A 14,265-nucleotide genomic window follows, 5' to 3' on the forward strand; every position below is an offset into this window, starting at 1 on the left:
GCATTTGACGCACGCTAATGATGAGATGACTTGGAATTAGTATTGTGAATCACCCAATAACTGATAGCTAAAGCAAAAATTGCGATTGCCAAACCAATTAAATCTAATCCTGACGTTTTGCCAAAATCTAAAATAATAATTTTACGAGCAACCGCCACAATTGAAGTGACAATAACTAACTCAACCTGAATCACATGCTTTCGGAGATAAGCCGTAATATTTTCCAGAATCTCCAAAGCAATTAAAACATTTAAGAACAGCCCAAAGATCTCAAGTAAATCTTTACCCAGGATATTATAAGGCGGTAATAGTAAATCCTTAATCAGCACCACTCCCAAATCAACGATCGCAAATAAAATAACCACTACCATCGCGATCGATAGAGCTTTGGAAGCCAGATTCTCCAGCTGTTTCACACGGATGAGAAAAGCTTCATCATCGCTCCAATCAGAAATTTGGCTTCTAATTTCTTTCCACATTTGCTTGCTCATCCACTGTTTAGAAAAACCTCTCCCCAAACCCCTCTCTTACCGGAGAGGGGCTTTAAGTCTTGCCTTAGAGAGGTTGGGGTTTAGGTTTCTAGTTGTGTTTGTGGGCGATTTGTAAGGTTGCCAAGGCGATCGCGCTGGTAAGAACAAAGAGAAAACTTGTAAAGTTGAGCGTGGGAGTCGAATCTTGCGTGGCCCAATTGAGCATGAAGAGTAAGCTAGAAGTTGCCGAAGCCATGACTAGATACCTCAAAAATCAAGGAGTTAGCAGCACACTGGAGTTAAAAATAGACCTTAGGGAGAAATGACTCAACCAACGTCATCATGGGCGAAACGGTGGTAGAGAAAGTCAAGGGCTTGGTTGCGTAACTTGTAGTAGTGTGGATCTTCCATAATCCGGGCGCGATCGCGGGGGCGAGGGAAGGGAATGGTCATAATCTCACCAATATTGGCAGCAGGGCCATTGGTCATCATGACTAAGCGATCCGCTAAGAATAGCGCTTCATCAATGTCGTGGGTGATCATCAGAACCGTACAGCGATGGTCGTTCCAGATTTTGAGCAGTTCTTCTTGTAACTCTTCCTTGGTGATCGCATCCAACGCACCAAAGGGTTCATCCAAAATCAACACCTCTGGCCGAACGGCGAGGGCACGGGCGATCGCCACCCGTTGTTTCATCCCTCCAGACAGTTGTGTTGGCTTTTTGTCAGCCGCTTCCGTCAGCCCCACTAAGGCGAGATGGTCACGGGCGATCGCCATTTTTTCGGCTTTAGACTTTTGCTTATGCACCGCGTCAATGGCAATGTAGACGTTTTCCAGTGCGGTTTTCCACGGCAACAGTGCATAATTCTGAAACACGACCATGCGATCGGGGCCAGGTTGGGTGATGGGTTGCGATCGCAGCCGCACCTCCCCACGGGTGGGAGTGGCGAACCCGGATATCATGTTCAGCAGCGTTGACTTGCCACAGCCAGAGTGACCAATCACACAGATGAACTCTCCCTGCTGCACCGTCAAGTTCACGCCTTGCAAAACGGGATAAGGACCGTTAGCAGTTGGGTAAATCTTGGCGACATCTTGAATGCTGAGAAACGGTTCGGAGGAGGTAGCAACTGAGCTGCGCTGTTTGGTGCTGCTGGTCTCGGAGTTTGTATAAGCAAGGGGACGATTGTGCATCGATGGAGCTCAACTTTTTAAGATTGGGTGGAGAAAAGCCTGAAGTTCAGCTCCCCAGGATTAGGGGGCTAGGGGGCAAAATACTACGCAGCTGTGCGGGTGGAAGCCTGAACTGCTACATCTGCGACGCTGAAGGCACGTTTGATCTTCAAGTGATTGAGATAGGCGATTGGGTCATCGGCGTTAAATGGCACCTGATCAAACAGTTGAATTGGGCTGCGGTTGTAGTTCACTTCTAGGCCTAATTCGCGAGCGGCAGTGCTGAAAACTCCAACTCGACAGATCCGCTCCAAAATTTCCACCCAATTCCGCGGAAATGGCGTGTCTCCCCAGCGGGCCAACTGAGTCATAATCCACAACTGTTCGGTGCGACTGGGGCGGTTAATCACCCCTTCCCCATAAAACTGATGGTGGGCATACTCTTGCATGGGGCGATCGAGGTCACAGACGGTGGGGTCATGCTCCTCAATCTGGATATAAGCCATATCCGTGCTGAGATACTCGCGCCGAGCTAGGATTTCGCGAACTTCTGCGGCATTGGCGGGGTCAGCACAATATTGGCCTGCTTCTAGCAAAGCTTTCACCAAGGCGATATGAGTGTTGGGATAAGCAGCTGCCCACTCTTCCCGCACGCCTAGAACTTTTCCTGGATGACCCAACCAAATTTCTAGATCGGTAGCAATGACGAAACCTGCTCCTTCTTCGGTAGCGCGCATATTCCAAGGCTCGCCGACGCAGTAGCCATCAATCGTCCCTGCCTGGAGGTCTGCCACCATTTGTGCGGGTGGAATTGTGGTGAGAGAGACATCTTGATCCGGGTCAATGCCTCCAGCCGCTAACCAGTACCGCAACAACAGGTTGTGCATAGAAGAGGGATGGACAATTCCCATTGTGTGCCGTTGCTGAGCGGTGCGCTGAAGATATTTCCGGAAATCCGAGAGGCTATACACCCCTGCCTCATAAAAGCGTTTGGCTAGGGTGATGGCGTTGCCATTCCGGGTCATGGTGAGCGAAGTGACTGTGGGAAGGGAGCGATTCTCATGCCCTCCCAAGGTTAACCACATTGGCATTCCAGAGGGCATTTGCGCCGCATCCAAATATCCGCCGGATATGCCATCGACAATACCTCGCCAACTGGTTTCCCTCACCAACGTGACTTCATCTAGGCCATGCTTGGCAAAGAACCCTTTTTCTTTGGCGATCGCCAGAGGCGCACAGGCAGTCAACGGCACAAAACCAATTTCTAAATTGACTTTTTCTAAACCATGACGGGCGATCGCAGTGGTTTTTCGCGCCCGAAGCTTTTTAATGCGTTTTTGCTGGTTTAAGAAGTAAATAATTTCACTGCGTAAGCTGTAGTAGCTCGGATGTTCCACCACTTCCAAGCGCTTGCGAGGCCGAGGGATATCCACCTCTAGAATCTGCCCAATCTTGGATTCTGGCCCGTTGGTGAGCATGACAATCCGATCGGAGAGCAGCACGGCTTCATCCACATCGTGCGTCACCATAATCGCGGTGACTTGGTTCTCCTCACAGATTTTCATGAGCTGTTCTTGCAAGTTGCCACGAGTTAGGGCATCTAAAGCTCCAAAGGGTTCGTCGAGCAGCAGCAGCTTGGGCCGAATTGCCAAGGCACGGGCGATCGCCACACGCTGTTTTTGACCTCCGGATAACATTGCGGGGGGCTTGTCGGCGTGGGGGCGTAATCCCACCATGTCAATGTGCTGTTCGATGATGGAGCGACGCTCACTCACGGGTAAATCTTTCATCACCGCGTTCACGGCCAAGGCAATGTTCTCGCGCACGGTTCGCCAGGGTAGCAGAGAGTAGTTTTGAAACACCACCATGCGATCGGGGCCAGGTTGGGTGATCTTTTTTCCTTCTAGCGTCACGATGCCTTCTGTCGGGAGATCTAGCCCTGCCACCATATTCAGGAGCGTCGATTTGCCACATCCAGAGTGACCAATTAGGGAGACAAACTCTCCTTTTTTGATTTGCAGGTCAATGCCTTTCAGCGCAATATACTCTTGACCGCCCGACAGGTGAAAGACTTTATCAATTTGATCAACGGCAACAAAGGTAGACATGGTTCATCTCGGAGGTAGGGTTAACAACGCCTGCCTGTATCCTCTGAACTGGCAAAGGCGTGAGTTTGCAATTGGAGTACTGCTGGCGAATGCAATAGCTGATGGAGCGATCGCCGCTATTTCTGTTCCGCAGGGACAATTAACGATTCGACATAAGCCATTGCTTTATCTAGCAAGAGACCTACCACACCGATGTAAACCAAGGCCAAGATGATTTCGCTGATTTTGTTAGCGTTCCAGGAATCCCAGATGAAGAAGCCAATCCCCACACCCCCGACCAACATCTCTGCCGCAATAATCGCCAACCAAGATAAACCAATCCCGATTCTCAAGCCTGTAAAAATGTAGGGTAGAGCAGACGGAATCAGGATGCTGGTGAAATATTCCTGTTTCGAGAGCTGCAAGACTCTAGCCACGTTGTTGTAGTCCTGCGGAATCTGACGAACGCCTACCGATGTATTGATCAAAATCGGCCAGATAGAAGTAATAAAGATGACGAAGATAGCCGCAGGTTCGTTTTTCTGCAACGCTGCTAGGGAGAGGGGCAACCAAGCCAGGGGAGGAATGGTGCGTAACAACTGAAAGAGGGGGTCAAGGGATTTGTAGATCCCGGTATTGACTCCAATCAGGATGCCGAGGGCGATACCGACAATCGCAGAAGCTGTAAAGCCCACAGCAACTCGCTTTAAGCTAGCCAACAACTGCCAGAACAAGCCAACATCAGTGCCACCGCGATCATAAAAAGGATACAAAATCAAAATCCAAGTCTCTTGCACCACCTGAATGGGGCCAGGAAGTGTAGCTCCAGGCAGCCAGCTAAACAATTGCCAAATCGCTAAAAAGATAGCGATCGCGATCGCAGGTGACTTAACCGCCTTGAATAGGCTACCAACAGAACCAAGTAGATCAAAGCTACGACGGCGGCTTTTGAGGCTGATAGTCATTTGAAAAACTCTCCTTGATGTTGCTTCTTAGGGTTTGGAGCAGAACTAAAATGGTCTACTTACACACGTTTAATCTGGAGACTGTCGAGATAAGCTTTGGGGTTTTCTGGGTCAAATTTGATGCCATCAAAGAAGGTTTCCACACCACGGGAAGTGCTTTGAGGGATATCCGCAGCAGCAACTCCTAATTCCTTGGCAGCTTCTCGCCACAAGTCTTCTCGGTTAACTGCGTCGATGATGGTTTTAGCCCTCGCTAAGGTATCCGGAGGTAGGAAATTCCAACGCACGCTCTCGGTGAGGAACCAGAGTTCATGACTCTTGAAAGGATAAGAAACGCTTCCTTTCTCGCCTTTCCAATACAGAGGTGCCATTGAGCGATCGTCAATTACGCGACCTGTGCCCATGTCGATTTTGCCCATGAAAGGATCGAGGAGGATTTTGACGGACACGTTGAGGTATTGCCGACTGGCTAGGATTTCAGACAATTCTTGGCGATTGTTGAAGTCATCGCACCACTGCTGGGCTTCCATCACGGCTTTAAGAATTGCTTTAGTAGCTTTGGGATGCTTATCTACCCAATCAGCCCGAATCGCTAAATATTCCTCCGGGTGCTCCTTCCACATCTCAGCCGTCAAAGCTGCCATATAACCAACCTTGTCAGCCACAATCCGGTAGGGCCAAGGATCTCCGGTGCTAAAAGCTCCCATTGTGCCAGTCTTCATGTTGGAAACCGTTTGGGCTGAGGGAACTGGTAGCAGGCTGATGTCATTATCTGGATCAATTCCCCCGGCGGCGAACCAGTAGCGAATCCAGAAGTCTTGGTTCACATGGGGGAAAGTGTGCGCCGCCACAAACTGAGCTCCTAGAGATTTCTCTTTGCTGATCACCCCTTTTGCCTGACTCGCATTTAATGCAAACCCAGCTTCCCGATACTTATTCGCGATCGCAATCCCATTGCCATGTGTAACGAGTTGCAATAGGTTGTACATCGGGATTTTTTTATTACCCTTCGTGATAATCCCTTCTGAAATCAGGTGAGGCATCGGCATCTGATATTGCCCTCCATGCACGCCGCCACCTTCGAAGCCCGTTTCTGTGTTGTCTCGCATGGTGCCCCAAGAAGACTGCTTATCGAGCACCACATCACTCATGCCATGCCTCGCAAAAAAGCCTTTTTCTTTGGCAATGATCAGCGGAGCAGACTCGATAATAGGGATGTAACCCAGCTTGATCGTGGTGGTTTCTGGCCTTTGCTCTGGGCTCAAGTTAGCTGCTGAGACAGGTTGTACGGCTTGAGACCTAGTAAATGAATCGGGAGGATTTCCTAAACAGCCGTGGAGAAATATGGAGCCCACCGCAGAGGCTCCAGCCGTGATCAGAAACTTGCGACGCGAAACCGAACGATCAAACGGGCTCATATCCTATCCTTAGAAACTCAGAGGTGAATAGCGCGGCTGTCCTCGAAAGAACACCAATATCAATCCTCTAGAGACAAAGAGGCTCTAGATGCAATTAAGCTGAGGCAGAGTTTCGTGAACGGATGACTAGACCCAATGCCGAATCATCAGTTTGACGGACTCTTGCTGCTGAAATAGGTAAAAGTCAGGAGGGAAAGCACAACCCCAAAGCCTGCGATTTGGGACTGTGCAACGTCTTGTGGAAGGGAATTGAACTTCTCTATAGTCAAGATAATACTCTTAGAATCCCATAAAGAAAATACAATGTTTTTGATTTATGGCATAGATTATTCTCTATGATAGAGGCATTAAATCTCTGAAGTAGGGAAGCTGTTGGCAGCAATCGGGTGAGCGACTAATCCGTCCGCAGAGGGGTAGAAGTAGATGATGCCAAGGGGAAGTTTTCGTAGCTGTTCCAGCGCTGGCCGTTATGCAGCAGTAAGGTTAGGTGCAACGCAAGGAACTCAAACTCTAAAGACCGATGTTGAAACTCTGGCCAAGCGGCGCGGAAGTTTTGCTTAGATAAGTCTCGGAACGCTACCGTCATGTGTGGGGCAAACGGACGTTGTTTTGCTTTCTGATCAACAATTCCCAGTGCTGTTTCCATATGAGCGATTAAAGCTTGGTGCAGATCGAGCAGGGCGGGAGTTCTTAAAACATTGATATAAATCACCCGTGGCACAAAAGCACTAAACCCGGATAATGAGATAGGGATGGGGGTTTGAGCGATCGCAAACTCACTCAAACTCTGCTTCAGTGTGTCAATCTCATCCATTGACCACTCAAAGGGAGCCTGTAACGTGATATGCGGCGGAGATTTTTGGGCAGCTCGACTGGCGTATTGCTCGGCGAAGTGCTGCTTAATCTCGTTCGCATAGTCCTGAATTGGCTGCGGTGGCAACAAGGCAACAAAGAAGCGACGTTTTTGCTGGTTCAAAGTGCAAGCTAATCTAGACAGGCTACCTAAATTGATACACCGTTATAAGGAAGACATGCATGCCCTGGTTCGTGAAAATTGAAAAAGGTTTAGTAGATAAACCGCTTTTTGACAAATACGTCCCAGATCACAAAGCTTATGTGCAATCTCTGATTGAGAAGGGACATCAAGCCAAAACGGGTTATTGGGCACAACGAGGGGGAGGAATGTTGCTCTTTAAGGCAGAGTCAATGGATGAAGCGGCTGCGATCGTGGCTCAAGACCCGCTTGTACAAAATGGCTGTGTGGATTATCAGCTTTATGAGTGGCGAGTTGTAGTTGAATAAGCTGTAGTTAAATTAATTGCTGGCAGTCACAAAATTTTAATTTTTTATTGAAGTGTAAATTATGAGTAAGGATAGTACAGGCTACAAAATCGTTAGTGATAACCGCCAAGCTCGGTTTCAGTATGAGATTTTGGAAACCTATGAAACAGGTATTGAGCTAAGGGGAACCGAAGTCAAATCTATTCGCGCCGGAAAAGTCAACTTGCGAGATGGGTTTGCTTTGGTGCGAGATGGAGAAGTGGTGTTGCTCAACGTCCACATCTCTCCTCACGAAACCACCAACCAAGCGTTCAACCATGACCCGCGCCGTACCCGCAAGCTATTGATGCACCGCGAAGAAATTCGCAAGCTGATTGGTAAGGTAGAGCAGCAAGGATTAACCTTAGTACCGCTAAAAATGTATATGAAGCGGGGTTGGGTAAAGGTTGATTTGGCCCTTGTGAAAGGCAAGAAGTTGCACGACAAGCGGGAAGATCTCAAGCGCCGAGACGACAAGCGAGACATGGAACGAGCAATGAAGCGCTAAAGCCCTTACTATTTCGCAACGGTTTGTTTCACAAGGCCAACAAGGGCGAACAGCCGTTCGCCCCTACAGTCAGATTAAGTTTGGGGTAACTCAGCAGATGAGTTTTTGTCTGCCAAGGGTTGAGGTACATAGTAACTAGCAATGATCGCGATCATCAGCCACCAAAGCGTACTGATTTGAGGCCGATACCAAACCGTATCGACAAGGCCATGCACCAACATACCGACAAGGCTGGCGATCGCAGCCATTAGCCAAAAGCCCTCTCGGCTGCCTATGTTTCGTAGGCGTTGCAGTTGCAGCCATCCTTGCGTAAACGTAGTTAATAACAACCAAGCAAAACAGGTTAGGCCAATAAGTCCCGTCTCTACTATGATTTCCAGGAGGATTGAGTAAGCGCTCAAGGCACTGTAGCGGGGCGACACCATGTAGGTGGGATAGATTTTGTTAAAGACGGTATTGCCTGGCCCCACACCCAAGATGTAGTTGGGCAACAAACGATTATCTGGATCATCTTGGATTAGCCGAAGCACCCCAGCCCACACATTGATCCGAAAATTATTGCTACTGTCTCCCCTACCTGCAAAGATACTAGCCACGCGATCGCGCAATGGCTCCACCAACAGCACGGCCAGCACTAAAAAGCCTGTGACTCCCCCCAAAACCATGGGTAGCAGCCAAGTTTGCCAGAAGCGAGGTAGCCGTGTACTCAACCAATGGGTTAAGAGCATCAACAAGACAAAACCAGCGGCCACAACCCCAATCCAGCCACCCCGACTAAAGGTCAGCATCAAGCAGCTTGTATTGACTAAGGTCATGGTCGCAGCCAATGCCTTCGCGGGCCATCGTCGCCAAGCAAAGCAAGCCGCAATACTAAAAGCTACTGCTGGAACCAAATATCCTGCAAGCAAGTTGGGATTGCCTAGATAGCTGTATACCCGCGTTGTCTTAGCCAGGGGTGATTCTGGATCAACCCAAGTAGCCAAGGCAGTTGTGCCTAGACGCCACTGCTGTAAGCCGTACACACTGACAATTAAGGACACGTGTAAATAGAGCGTAATCACCCAAGAGCGGAGTTTAGGCGATCGCAAGATACGGGCCATCAGAGCAAACAGCACGAGATAAAGTGTGAGCTTGCCCCAACCCACCAACGCGGCTTGCTTCACCGGAGATAGAGCCGTTGCAACTGTCGAAACACCCCAGTACAACAAGACTAATAAGTGAATGGGGGTGCTAAATTTTGACTCAGCTGAGTCTGAAATTGTCAGGAGTGCCCAATAGCCCAGACAGGCAGCCAGCAGCATGCCGATCAGGCCATTGGAGACGAACGGAGCGAGGCCAAAGACGAAACTCAGCAGCAAGGCTCCGATGGGTTCCGACCATTGCATCAACCAACTACTTTGCCGCCATGCTTGTAATGGGCCGACCAGTCGATATAAATAGCTCCCACCCCGCCACTGAGCTAGGGACAAATTGGCGAGAGTAAGCTGTTGCCACGCTGAGTTCATAGGCTGTTTTCTGTCGGTCAAAGGGAAACGGCTGTAGCTACCGCAAAGGTCATTGCCATTATCCCTAAAAACAACCCTTCAGCAAGCTCGGTCCGGAAGAATCCCGATTAGAGGACTTCCTCTAGTTCAGTCATTTGCGGCAAACTGACCACATAACGATATCCTGACTCCGGGGTTCCTTGGATCGAGATTTGCCCACCATGCATCTCTGCTAATTGGCGGCTCAAAAGCACTCCCAAACTTTCGCGAGAACCAATTTCTTGACTAGATTCTACGGCTTCTGCGGCTTCTGCGGCAGTTAAAGCACTGGTGCTCGTAGTCCCGATCGCCAAGCCATTGTCTGCATTATTATTCCAGGTCTGATGCCCAGAATAGGCTGTCTCAGAGCCATTAATTCCGGCAGGAGTAGGAGCTTGATAAGTATAGAGTTCCGTGTTGGGCAGACTATCTCCTAACCAAGGATGAGAAACCCAAATTGCAATATTCAGTCGATTTTGCTTCCGAGAAACATGAATCCGGACAATGCTTCCGGCACTTGATGCCTGGATAACACCAAACACTAAGTGATACAGGATCTGTCTGACTTTATTTTTGTCTAACAACCAAATGCGAGAACCTGGCTCAATGCTTAGGCGAATTTGTTGTTCCCGCCGATTCGCAGCCTGCTCCAAAGTATTGATCGCTTGCTGGCATAACATCTCAATATCTACAGAAGCCAGGTTGAGTGTTTCAGCGCGATCGTCTAGTGTTCCTAGCTCTAGAATTTCATTCACTAGCGAGAGGAGATACTGTCCGCTCTGATAAATAATATTGAGATATTCTTTTTGCTTAGTCGTAAGCGGGCCGTAAATCTCCCGATTCAACACACTCGCCATTCCCATCACTGAGGTTAAGGGGGTGCGTAGTTCTTGAGTCAGTTGGGCCAACAACTGAATTTTGACTGGATTGTTGAAGGGCGCTTGGACTAACGCTAATTTTTCTGCCTGACTAACATTCCGGGCTGCTTGCTCCAATGAAATGGCAAGAGCACTGGTAGAGGCGACATTGATTTCATAACCTAACTCACCTTCAACAGAGCCTGGGAGAGCCTGAACGTGAGGAGCTAGTTGCTGAGCTTTGACAAGACGATTGCGCTCAAACTCACTCATACTCCAGCGAGCTGTGAGTTCTAAGAACTGAATCTCCCGGCTAGTAAAATTACGGGGGACTAAATCCATCACAGCTAAGGTACCCAGGCAATTACCAGCGGAGTCTACTAAGGGAACGCCCAAGTAAGCCCGGATACGATAACGTTGTGCTAGAAAGCTAGTGGCAAAGTCTGGATCGGCACTAGTGTCATTAATCGCTAAGACTTGCTGGTTCTCAATCACCTTGCTACAGAAAGAATCACTGCGTAGCATCTGGCGAGAGGCGGCCAACTCATTCATCAGACCTAGCCGAGACAAGCCTACCGCTGACTTAATCCATTGGCGGTCTTGATCAATAACACCCAACATACAAACAGGGATGTCTAAAAAGAGGGCAGCTGTTTGCGTAGCCTCTTCAAAAACTGGAACACTTTCTGCCTCTAGCAGCCCCAAGTCTACCAACGCTAACAAGCGTTGCTGTTCTTGAGCTGAGCTTGCCAAGCTGTTGTGATGAAAAAATAGTCTGTTTTCAGGGTTCATTATTCTAACCCCTACCCCCATATGTGTTGACCATGTGACTCATCTAGCTCTTACCAAGGGTAGTCAACTATACAGAGAATGCCCTAACTCTGTGCTTGACAAACGTGGTGAAGTGAAAGATTAACGAATTGAATGATTAATGAACCAACCCTAAAATCTGCTGCACTTGGCTCACAATCGTCTCTGCCATCACTATGCCCAAACCTAGGATGCAATCAACATTCTAGAGTCCGTTGAATCAGGTATCTGGATGATGCTATGAGATGTAAATTGATGCCATACCTCAGAGAATATACTGATGCCAACCATGAAACTATCTAGAATTCGAAATAGGACATATTAGACAGGGAGAGAAATCAATTCAGGACTTCTCGATCAGTAGGGCGACCCAAGACGAAGGCATGATTTGAGCCTACAACTCTTGGCTACGCTACAGTTTTCAGGTGTAGTAGAAAAATTCCCGGAAAAAGTAAAAATTTTATAAAGCTGCAGTATCAAATTAAGCTGTTAAATACAAGGCTATAGTACCTCTGGCGTGTTACATATTTCTGGATTCAGCCAGGATTTATCCCTGCTTATGCCTTAGACTGGAGTGCTAACTGTTTGGGTGACTGAGCGCACTTTTGCCAGTGCTATTTGGCGGTAGGAGCGCTAAGCCACGCAGGGTGAGCTAGGAGGGCGGCCATTACTCGCACGCCTCGTAGCTGGTTAGACAGGGGTAGATGGCCTCTAGGAGCGCTAAGGTTCCAGGTAAACCCTTGAGGATAGCGAGTCCAGTTGTTGGCAGCTTTCCAGCCAATTTTAGGCCAAAGCTTGTCCCAGTCTTTGCCAACGCTCAGCCAGATTTCTCGCTGCACAGAAAAGCCAAATTTGCCTTCGGAATGCACTAGCCAGAGGCTATTAATGGTGTGTAAATCTGTGATTGGTAAACTACCGACTTCTGTAAAGTAGACCCATTTACGCTGGGCTGCGGCAGGACCCGCTAATTCACAGAGTTTCTCTAAGGTAAGGCGATCGGCTGCTTCTAATTCTTGTTGAGCCAGTAACTTTTGCAGTTCGCTGTAGTCGAGGTTGCGCTCAGAGCGTAGAGGAACAATGCCTGTAGAGAAGTGGGTTTGAAGAAAATCTGTGGCTTTGGGGGAATTGGCTGCATAAAGCGCTTGATAAGCTGTGCCTTCAACGAAGCTTGGAACGGCAGCACGGCGCTCTAGCAAAAACTCCATCAATAAGGCTAGCCCTACTTCGTCTGCCTGAATGATGTCTTGCAAGGCTTGCAACTGAGTCTTAGGGGAGTCCGACTTTAACTTGAGCCGGAGGTCGTCTAGGTGACTCGCGGTATGGGTTGCAGAAGAGAGATTTGAATCAGTAGTGAAACCGCTCATGTCAAGTTGCTGCAATTCATTCATGGACTGGAAGCTCTTGCCCAACGCAGGCTGGAAAAATTAGCTGGAATCTAAATGACTGCGATCGCTGCTGGATAGCCGCGCCTCAGAAAGCTCATTTTATCCGCTGGACTGCAAAATTCGATTGATGATGGCTGTGGAAGAGGTAGGTACTTCTACAGGAACAAATTCTATCTGACCCCCACAGGCTCGGACACTGGACGCTTCTGGTAAAGTCTCCAGCTGATAGTCTCCGCCTTTGACATAGACATCAGGTTTAAGGGCGGCAATTAGGGGATCAGCAGTGGTTTCTGCAAAGACAACGACTGCATCTACAGGTTTGAGCGCTGCTAAGAGTTCGGCTCGCTGCTCTGCTGGAACAATTGGTCGAGGTGGCTGTCCTGGTGTGTGAGGTTTAATGGCGGCAACAGAAGCGTCATGATTGAGACCAACCACTAGCGATCGCCCTAGAGTTTTTGCTGACTGGAGGTAGCGAATGTGCCCAACGTGGAGTAAGTCGAAGCAACCATTAGTAAATACCAAAGGTCGCCAACGGTTTGGCGCTGCGGCAATTGCTTGCTGTAGTTCAGTCAAAGTATAAACGCCAGGAATCATCAGTTAGCTTTGCTCTCAGCAGTCAATCTAATTTCCTGCGGAGATGCTCCGCCCAACCCTTATGGTACCAACAAATCACTCCGTAACTCTGCTGAGCCTGGATTCGGCTTAGTTACTCTGCCTCTTTCGCTTCCGTGGGAGGATGGTAGCCTCTCTCAAAGGCAAAGCGAACGAGCTGCGAACGATTTTCTAGCTGCAACTTACTCAGGATATTGCTGAGGTGAGTTTGCACGGTGCGAGGACTAACAAATAAGCGATCGCCAATTTGCTTGTTGGTATAGCCTTGAATCACTTCCCAAAAGACTTTTTCCTCGGCGGGAGTGAGTGGTAGGGGGGTGGGACTGGCTTCAGTAGTAACGTTGGATTGCTGAATTAAGCGAATAATCTCGGCATGAGTGCGGCGCGATCGCTCTAACTGGGCCTCAATTTTGGCGACTAGTTCCCTAGGCTCAAACGGTTTGATTAAGTAGTCATCTGCGCCAATATCATGCCCTTGAATGCGGTCTTCAACTTCTCCTCGGCTAGACAGAAAGATAAAGGGTACAAGCTGACCAGAGCGCATGGCCCGAAGACGGCGACAAAATTCGAACCCGTCCATTTCTGGCATCATGACATCCGATACAACTAAATCCGGAGAGCTTTGTTCAAAAGCTGATAGTCCTTCGACTCCAGAGCCAGCGTCTTGAACCACGTATCCACGATTTTGGAGGTAGCGTGTTAAAGCGATTCGTAAAGTAGTATCGTCATCGACGACTAAAATTCTTTTCATCCAAGCTCTCACGCACGCAGTACAAACAGCTTAACAGGCACTCAATCTATTCCTAATATGGGTTGTATATCAGTTTGCTTAAGATTGCTGAAGCAAACTAGGAATGATTTTTGTTGATACAGTAGTCCTAAATAATTTATGAAATTGGCGGGTTGTGACAAGCTCACCTCGGGAATGCGACTCTGACAACCCATTGGAGATCGCTATAATGCTGCCTTGATTTACTAAAAATACTTCTATTGCCATTTCTATTGTAAGAATTCCCTCCTATCAGCTCACTATTTAGGTTGTGTACTTTAGGAATGTTGCTAATTCATTCAAGAATTTGGAGCCAACCAGAGCTGGTTGCGTCCTAGCAGTGCCACAAGCCTGATAGCCTACCAGAG

General features: G+C 48.5%; 14 protein-coding genes. 2 read left to right on the plus strand and 12 right to left on the minus strand.

The window, feature by feature from the left end:
* Positions 1-14 precede the first annotated feature (14 nt).
* The 7 genes from H6F68_RS17270 to H6F68_RS17300 form a co-directional block, all read right to left on the minus strand.
* Positions 15-479, minus strand: a complete 465-nt coding sequence (locus tag H6F68_RS17270; RefSeq protein ID WP_190552245.1) for a phosphate-starvation-inducible PsiE family protein — start codon at positions 477-479, stop codon at positions 15-17.
* A gap of 100 nt (positions 480-579) precedes the next feature.
* Complete coding sequence (locus tag H6F68_RS17275) at positions 580-726, minus strand: hypothetical protein (RefSeq protein ID WP_190560896.1); 147 nt, start codon at positions 724-726, stop codon at positions 580-582.
* A gap of 71 nt (positions 727-797) precedes the next feature.
* Positions 798-1,664: a nitrate ABC transporter ATP-binding protein gene (locus H6F68_RS17280; protein WP_190439450.1), complete on the minus strand. Its 867-nt coding sequence runs from the start codon at positions 1,662-1,664 to the stop codon at positions 798-800.
* Between the two features lie 83 nt (positions 1,665-1,747).
* Positions 1,748-3,751, minus strand: a complete 2,004-nt coding sequence (locus tag H6F68_RS17285; RefSeq protein ID WP_190560898.1) for a nitrate ABC transporter ATP-binding protein — start codon at positions 3,749-3,751, stop codon at positions 1,748-1,750.
* A 116-nt stretch (positions 3,752-3,867) separates the two neighbouring features.
* Positions 3,868-4,695, minus strand: coding sequence for a nitrate ABC transporter permease (ntrB, locus tag H6F68_RS17290; protein ID WP_190560900.1), 828 nt, complete (start codon positions 4,693-4,695; stop codon positions 3,868-3,870).
* Between the two features lie 59 nt (positions 4,696-4,754).
* Positions 4,755-6,113: a CmpA/NrtA family ABC transporter substrate-binding protein gene (locus H6F68_RS17295; RefSeq protein WP_190552241.1), complete on the minus strand. Its 1,359-nt coding sequence runs from the start codon at positions 6,111-6,113 to the stop codon at positions 4,755-4,757.
* A gap of 394 nt (positions 6,114-6,507) precedes the next feature.
* Complete coding sequence (locus H6F68_RS17300; protein WP_190560902.1) at positions 6,508-7,089, minus strand: 2'-5' RNA ligase family protein; 582 nt, start codon at positions 7,087-7,089, stop codon at positions 6,508-6,510.
* Positions 7,090-7,148: 59 nt separating this feature from the next.
* Between H6F68_RS17300 and H6F68_RS17305 the strand changes: the two genes are divergently transcribed.
* Both H6F68_RS17305 and smpB read left to right on the plus strand, forming a co-directional pair.
* On the plus strand, positions 7,149-7,415 hold the full coding sequence (locus tag H6F68_RS17305; RefSeq protein ID WP_190439423.1) for a YciI family protein: 267 nt from the start codon (positions 7,149-7,151) through the stop codon (positions 7,413-7,415).
* A gap of 61 nt (positions 7,416-7,476) precedes the next feature.
* Positions 7,477-7,941: an SsrA-binding protein SmpB gene (gene smpB, locus H6F68_RS17310; protein ID WP_190560904.1), complete on the plus strand. Its 465-nt coding sequence runs from the start codon at positions 7,477-7,479 to the stop codon at positions 7,939-7,941.
* Positions 7,942-8,015: 74 nt separating this feature from the next.
* On the opposite strand, the gene H6F68_RS17315 is transcribed toward smpB, so the two are convergent.
* The 5 genes from H6F68_RS17315 to H6F68_RS17335 form a co-directional block, all read right to left on the minus strand.
* The gene (locus H6F68_RS17315) at positions 8,016-9,446 is read right to left on the minus strand and encodes an IctB family putative bicarbonate transporter (RefSeq protein WP_190560907.1); all 1,431 of its coding nucleotides are present in this window, start codon (positions 9,444-9,446) and stop codon (positions 8,016-8,018) included.
* A gap of 107 nt (positions 9,447-9,553) precedes the next feature.
* The gene (locus tag H6F68_RS17320; RefSeq protein WP_242065549.1) at positions 9,554-11,113 is read right to left on the minus strand and encodes a GAF domain-containing sensor histidine kinase; all 1,560 of its coding nucleotides are present in this window, start codon (positions 11,111-11,113) and stop codon (positions 9,554-9,556) included.
* A 632-nt stretch (positions 11,114-11,745) separates the two neighbouring features.
* Positions 11,746-12,519 carry a GUN4 N-terminal ARM-like repeat domain-containing protein gene (locus H6F68_RS17325; protein WP_399314323.1) on the minus strand — a complete coding sequence of 258 codons (774 nt, stop codon included), beginning with the start codon at positions 12,517-12,519 and terminating at the stop codon, positions 11,746-11,748.
* Between the two features lie 96 nt (positions 12,520-12,615).
* On the minus strand, positions 12,616-13,110 hold the full coding sequence (locus H6F68_RS17330; protein WP_190439404.1) for an adenylyltransferase/cytidyltransferase family protein: 495 nt from the start codon (positions 13,108-13,110) through the stop codon (positions 12,616-12,618).
* A gap of 112 nt (positions 13,111-13,222) precedes the next feature.
* Positions 13,223-13,879, minus strand: coding sequence for a response regulator transcription factor (locus tag H6F68_RS17335; RefSeq protein ID WP_190439401.1), 657 nt, complete (start codon positions 13,877-13,879; stop codon positions 13,223-13,225).
* Between the last annotated feature and the right edge of the window lie 386 nt (positions 13,880-14,265).

Source organism: Trichocoleus sp. FACHB-262, assembly GCF_014696035.1.
Lineage (GTDB): Bacteria > Cyanobacteriota > Cyanobacteriia > FACHB-46 > FACHB-46 > Trichocoleus.

Excerpts from the sequence above, each read along its gene's own strand:
- H6F68_RS17285 (WP_190560898.1), bottom strand. The coding sequence starts at position 3,751 with ATGTCTACCTTTGTTGCCGTTGATCAAATTGATAAAGTCTTTCACCTG.
- H6F68_RS17270 (WP_190552245.1), bottom strand. The coding sequence starts at position 479 with ATGTGGAAAGAAATTAGAAGCCAAATTTCTGATTGGAGCGATGATGAA.
- ntrB (WP_190560900.1), bottom strand. The coding sequence starts at position 4,695 with ATGACTATCAGCCTCAAAAGCCGCCGTCGTAGCTTTGATCTACTTGGT.
- H6F68_RS17330 (WP_190439404.1), bottom strand. The coding sequence starts at position 13,110 with ATGATTCCTGGCGTTTATACTTTGACTGAACTACAGCAAGCAATTGCC.
- smpB (WP_190560904.1), top strand. The coding sequence starts at position 7,477 with ATGAGTAAGGATAGTACAGGCTACAAAATCGTTAGTGATAACCGCCAA.
- H6F68_RS17320 (WP_242065549.1), bottom strand. The coding sequence starts at position 11,113 with ATGAACCCTGAAAACAGACTATTTTTTCATCACAACAGCTTGGCAAGC.
- H6F68_RS17335 (WP_190439401.1), bottom strand. The coding sequence starts at position 13,879 with ATGAAAAGAATTTTAGTCGTCGATGACGATACTACTTTACGAATCGCT.
- H6F68_RS17325 (WP_399314323.1), bottom strand. The coding sequence starts at position 12,519 with ATGAATGAATTGCAGCAACTTGACATGAGCGGTTTCACTACTGATTCA.
- H6F68_RS17280 (WP_190439450.1), bottom strand. The coding sequence starts at position 1,664 with ATGCACAATCGTCCCCTTGCTTATACAAACTCCGAGACCAGCAGCACC.
- H6F68_RS17305 (WP_190439423.1), top strand. The coding sequence starts at position 7,149 with ATGCCCTGGTTCGTGAAAATTGAAAAAGGTTTAGTAGATAAACCGCTT.
- H6F68_RS17315 (WP_190560907.1), bottom strand. The coding sequence starts at position 9,446 with ATGAACTCAGCGTGGCAACAGCTTACTCTCGCCAATTTGTCCCTAGCT.
- H6F68_RS17295 (WP_190552241.1), bottom strand. The coding sequence starts at position 6,113 with ATGAGCCCGTTTGATCGTTCGGTTTCGCGTCGCAAGTTTCTGATCACG.
- H6F68_RS17275 (WP_190560896.1), bottom strand. The coding sequence starts at position 726 with ATGGCTTCGGCAACTTCTAGCTTACTCTTCATGCTCAATTGGGCCACG.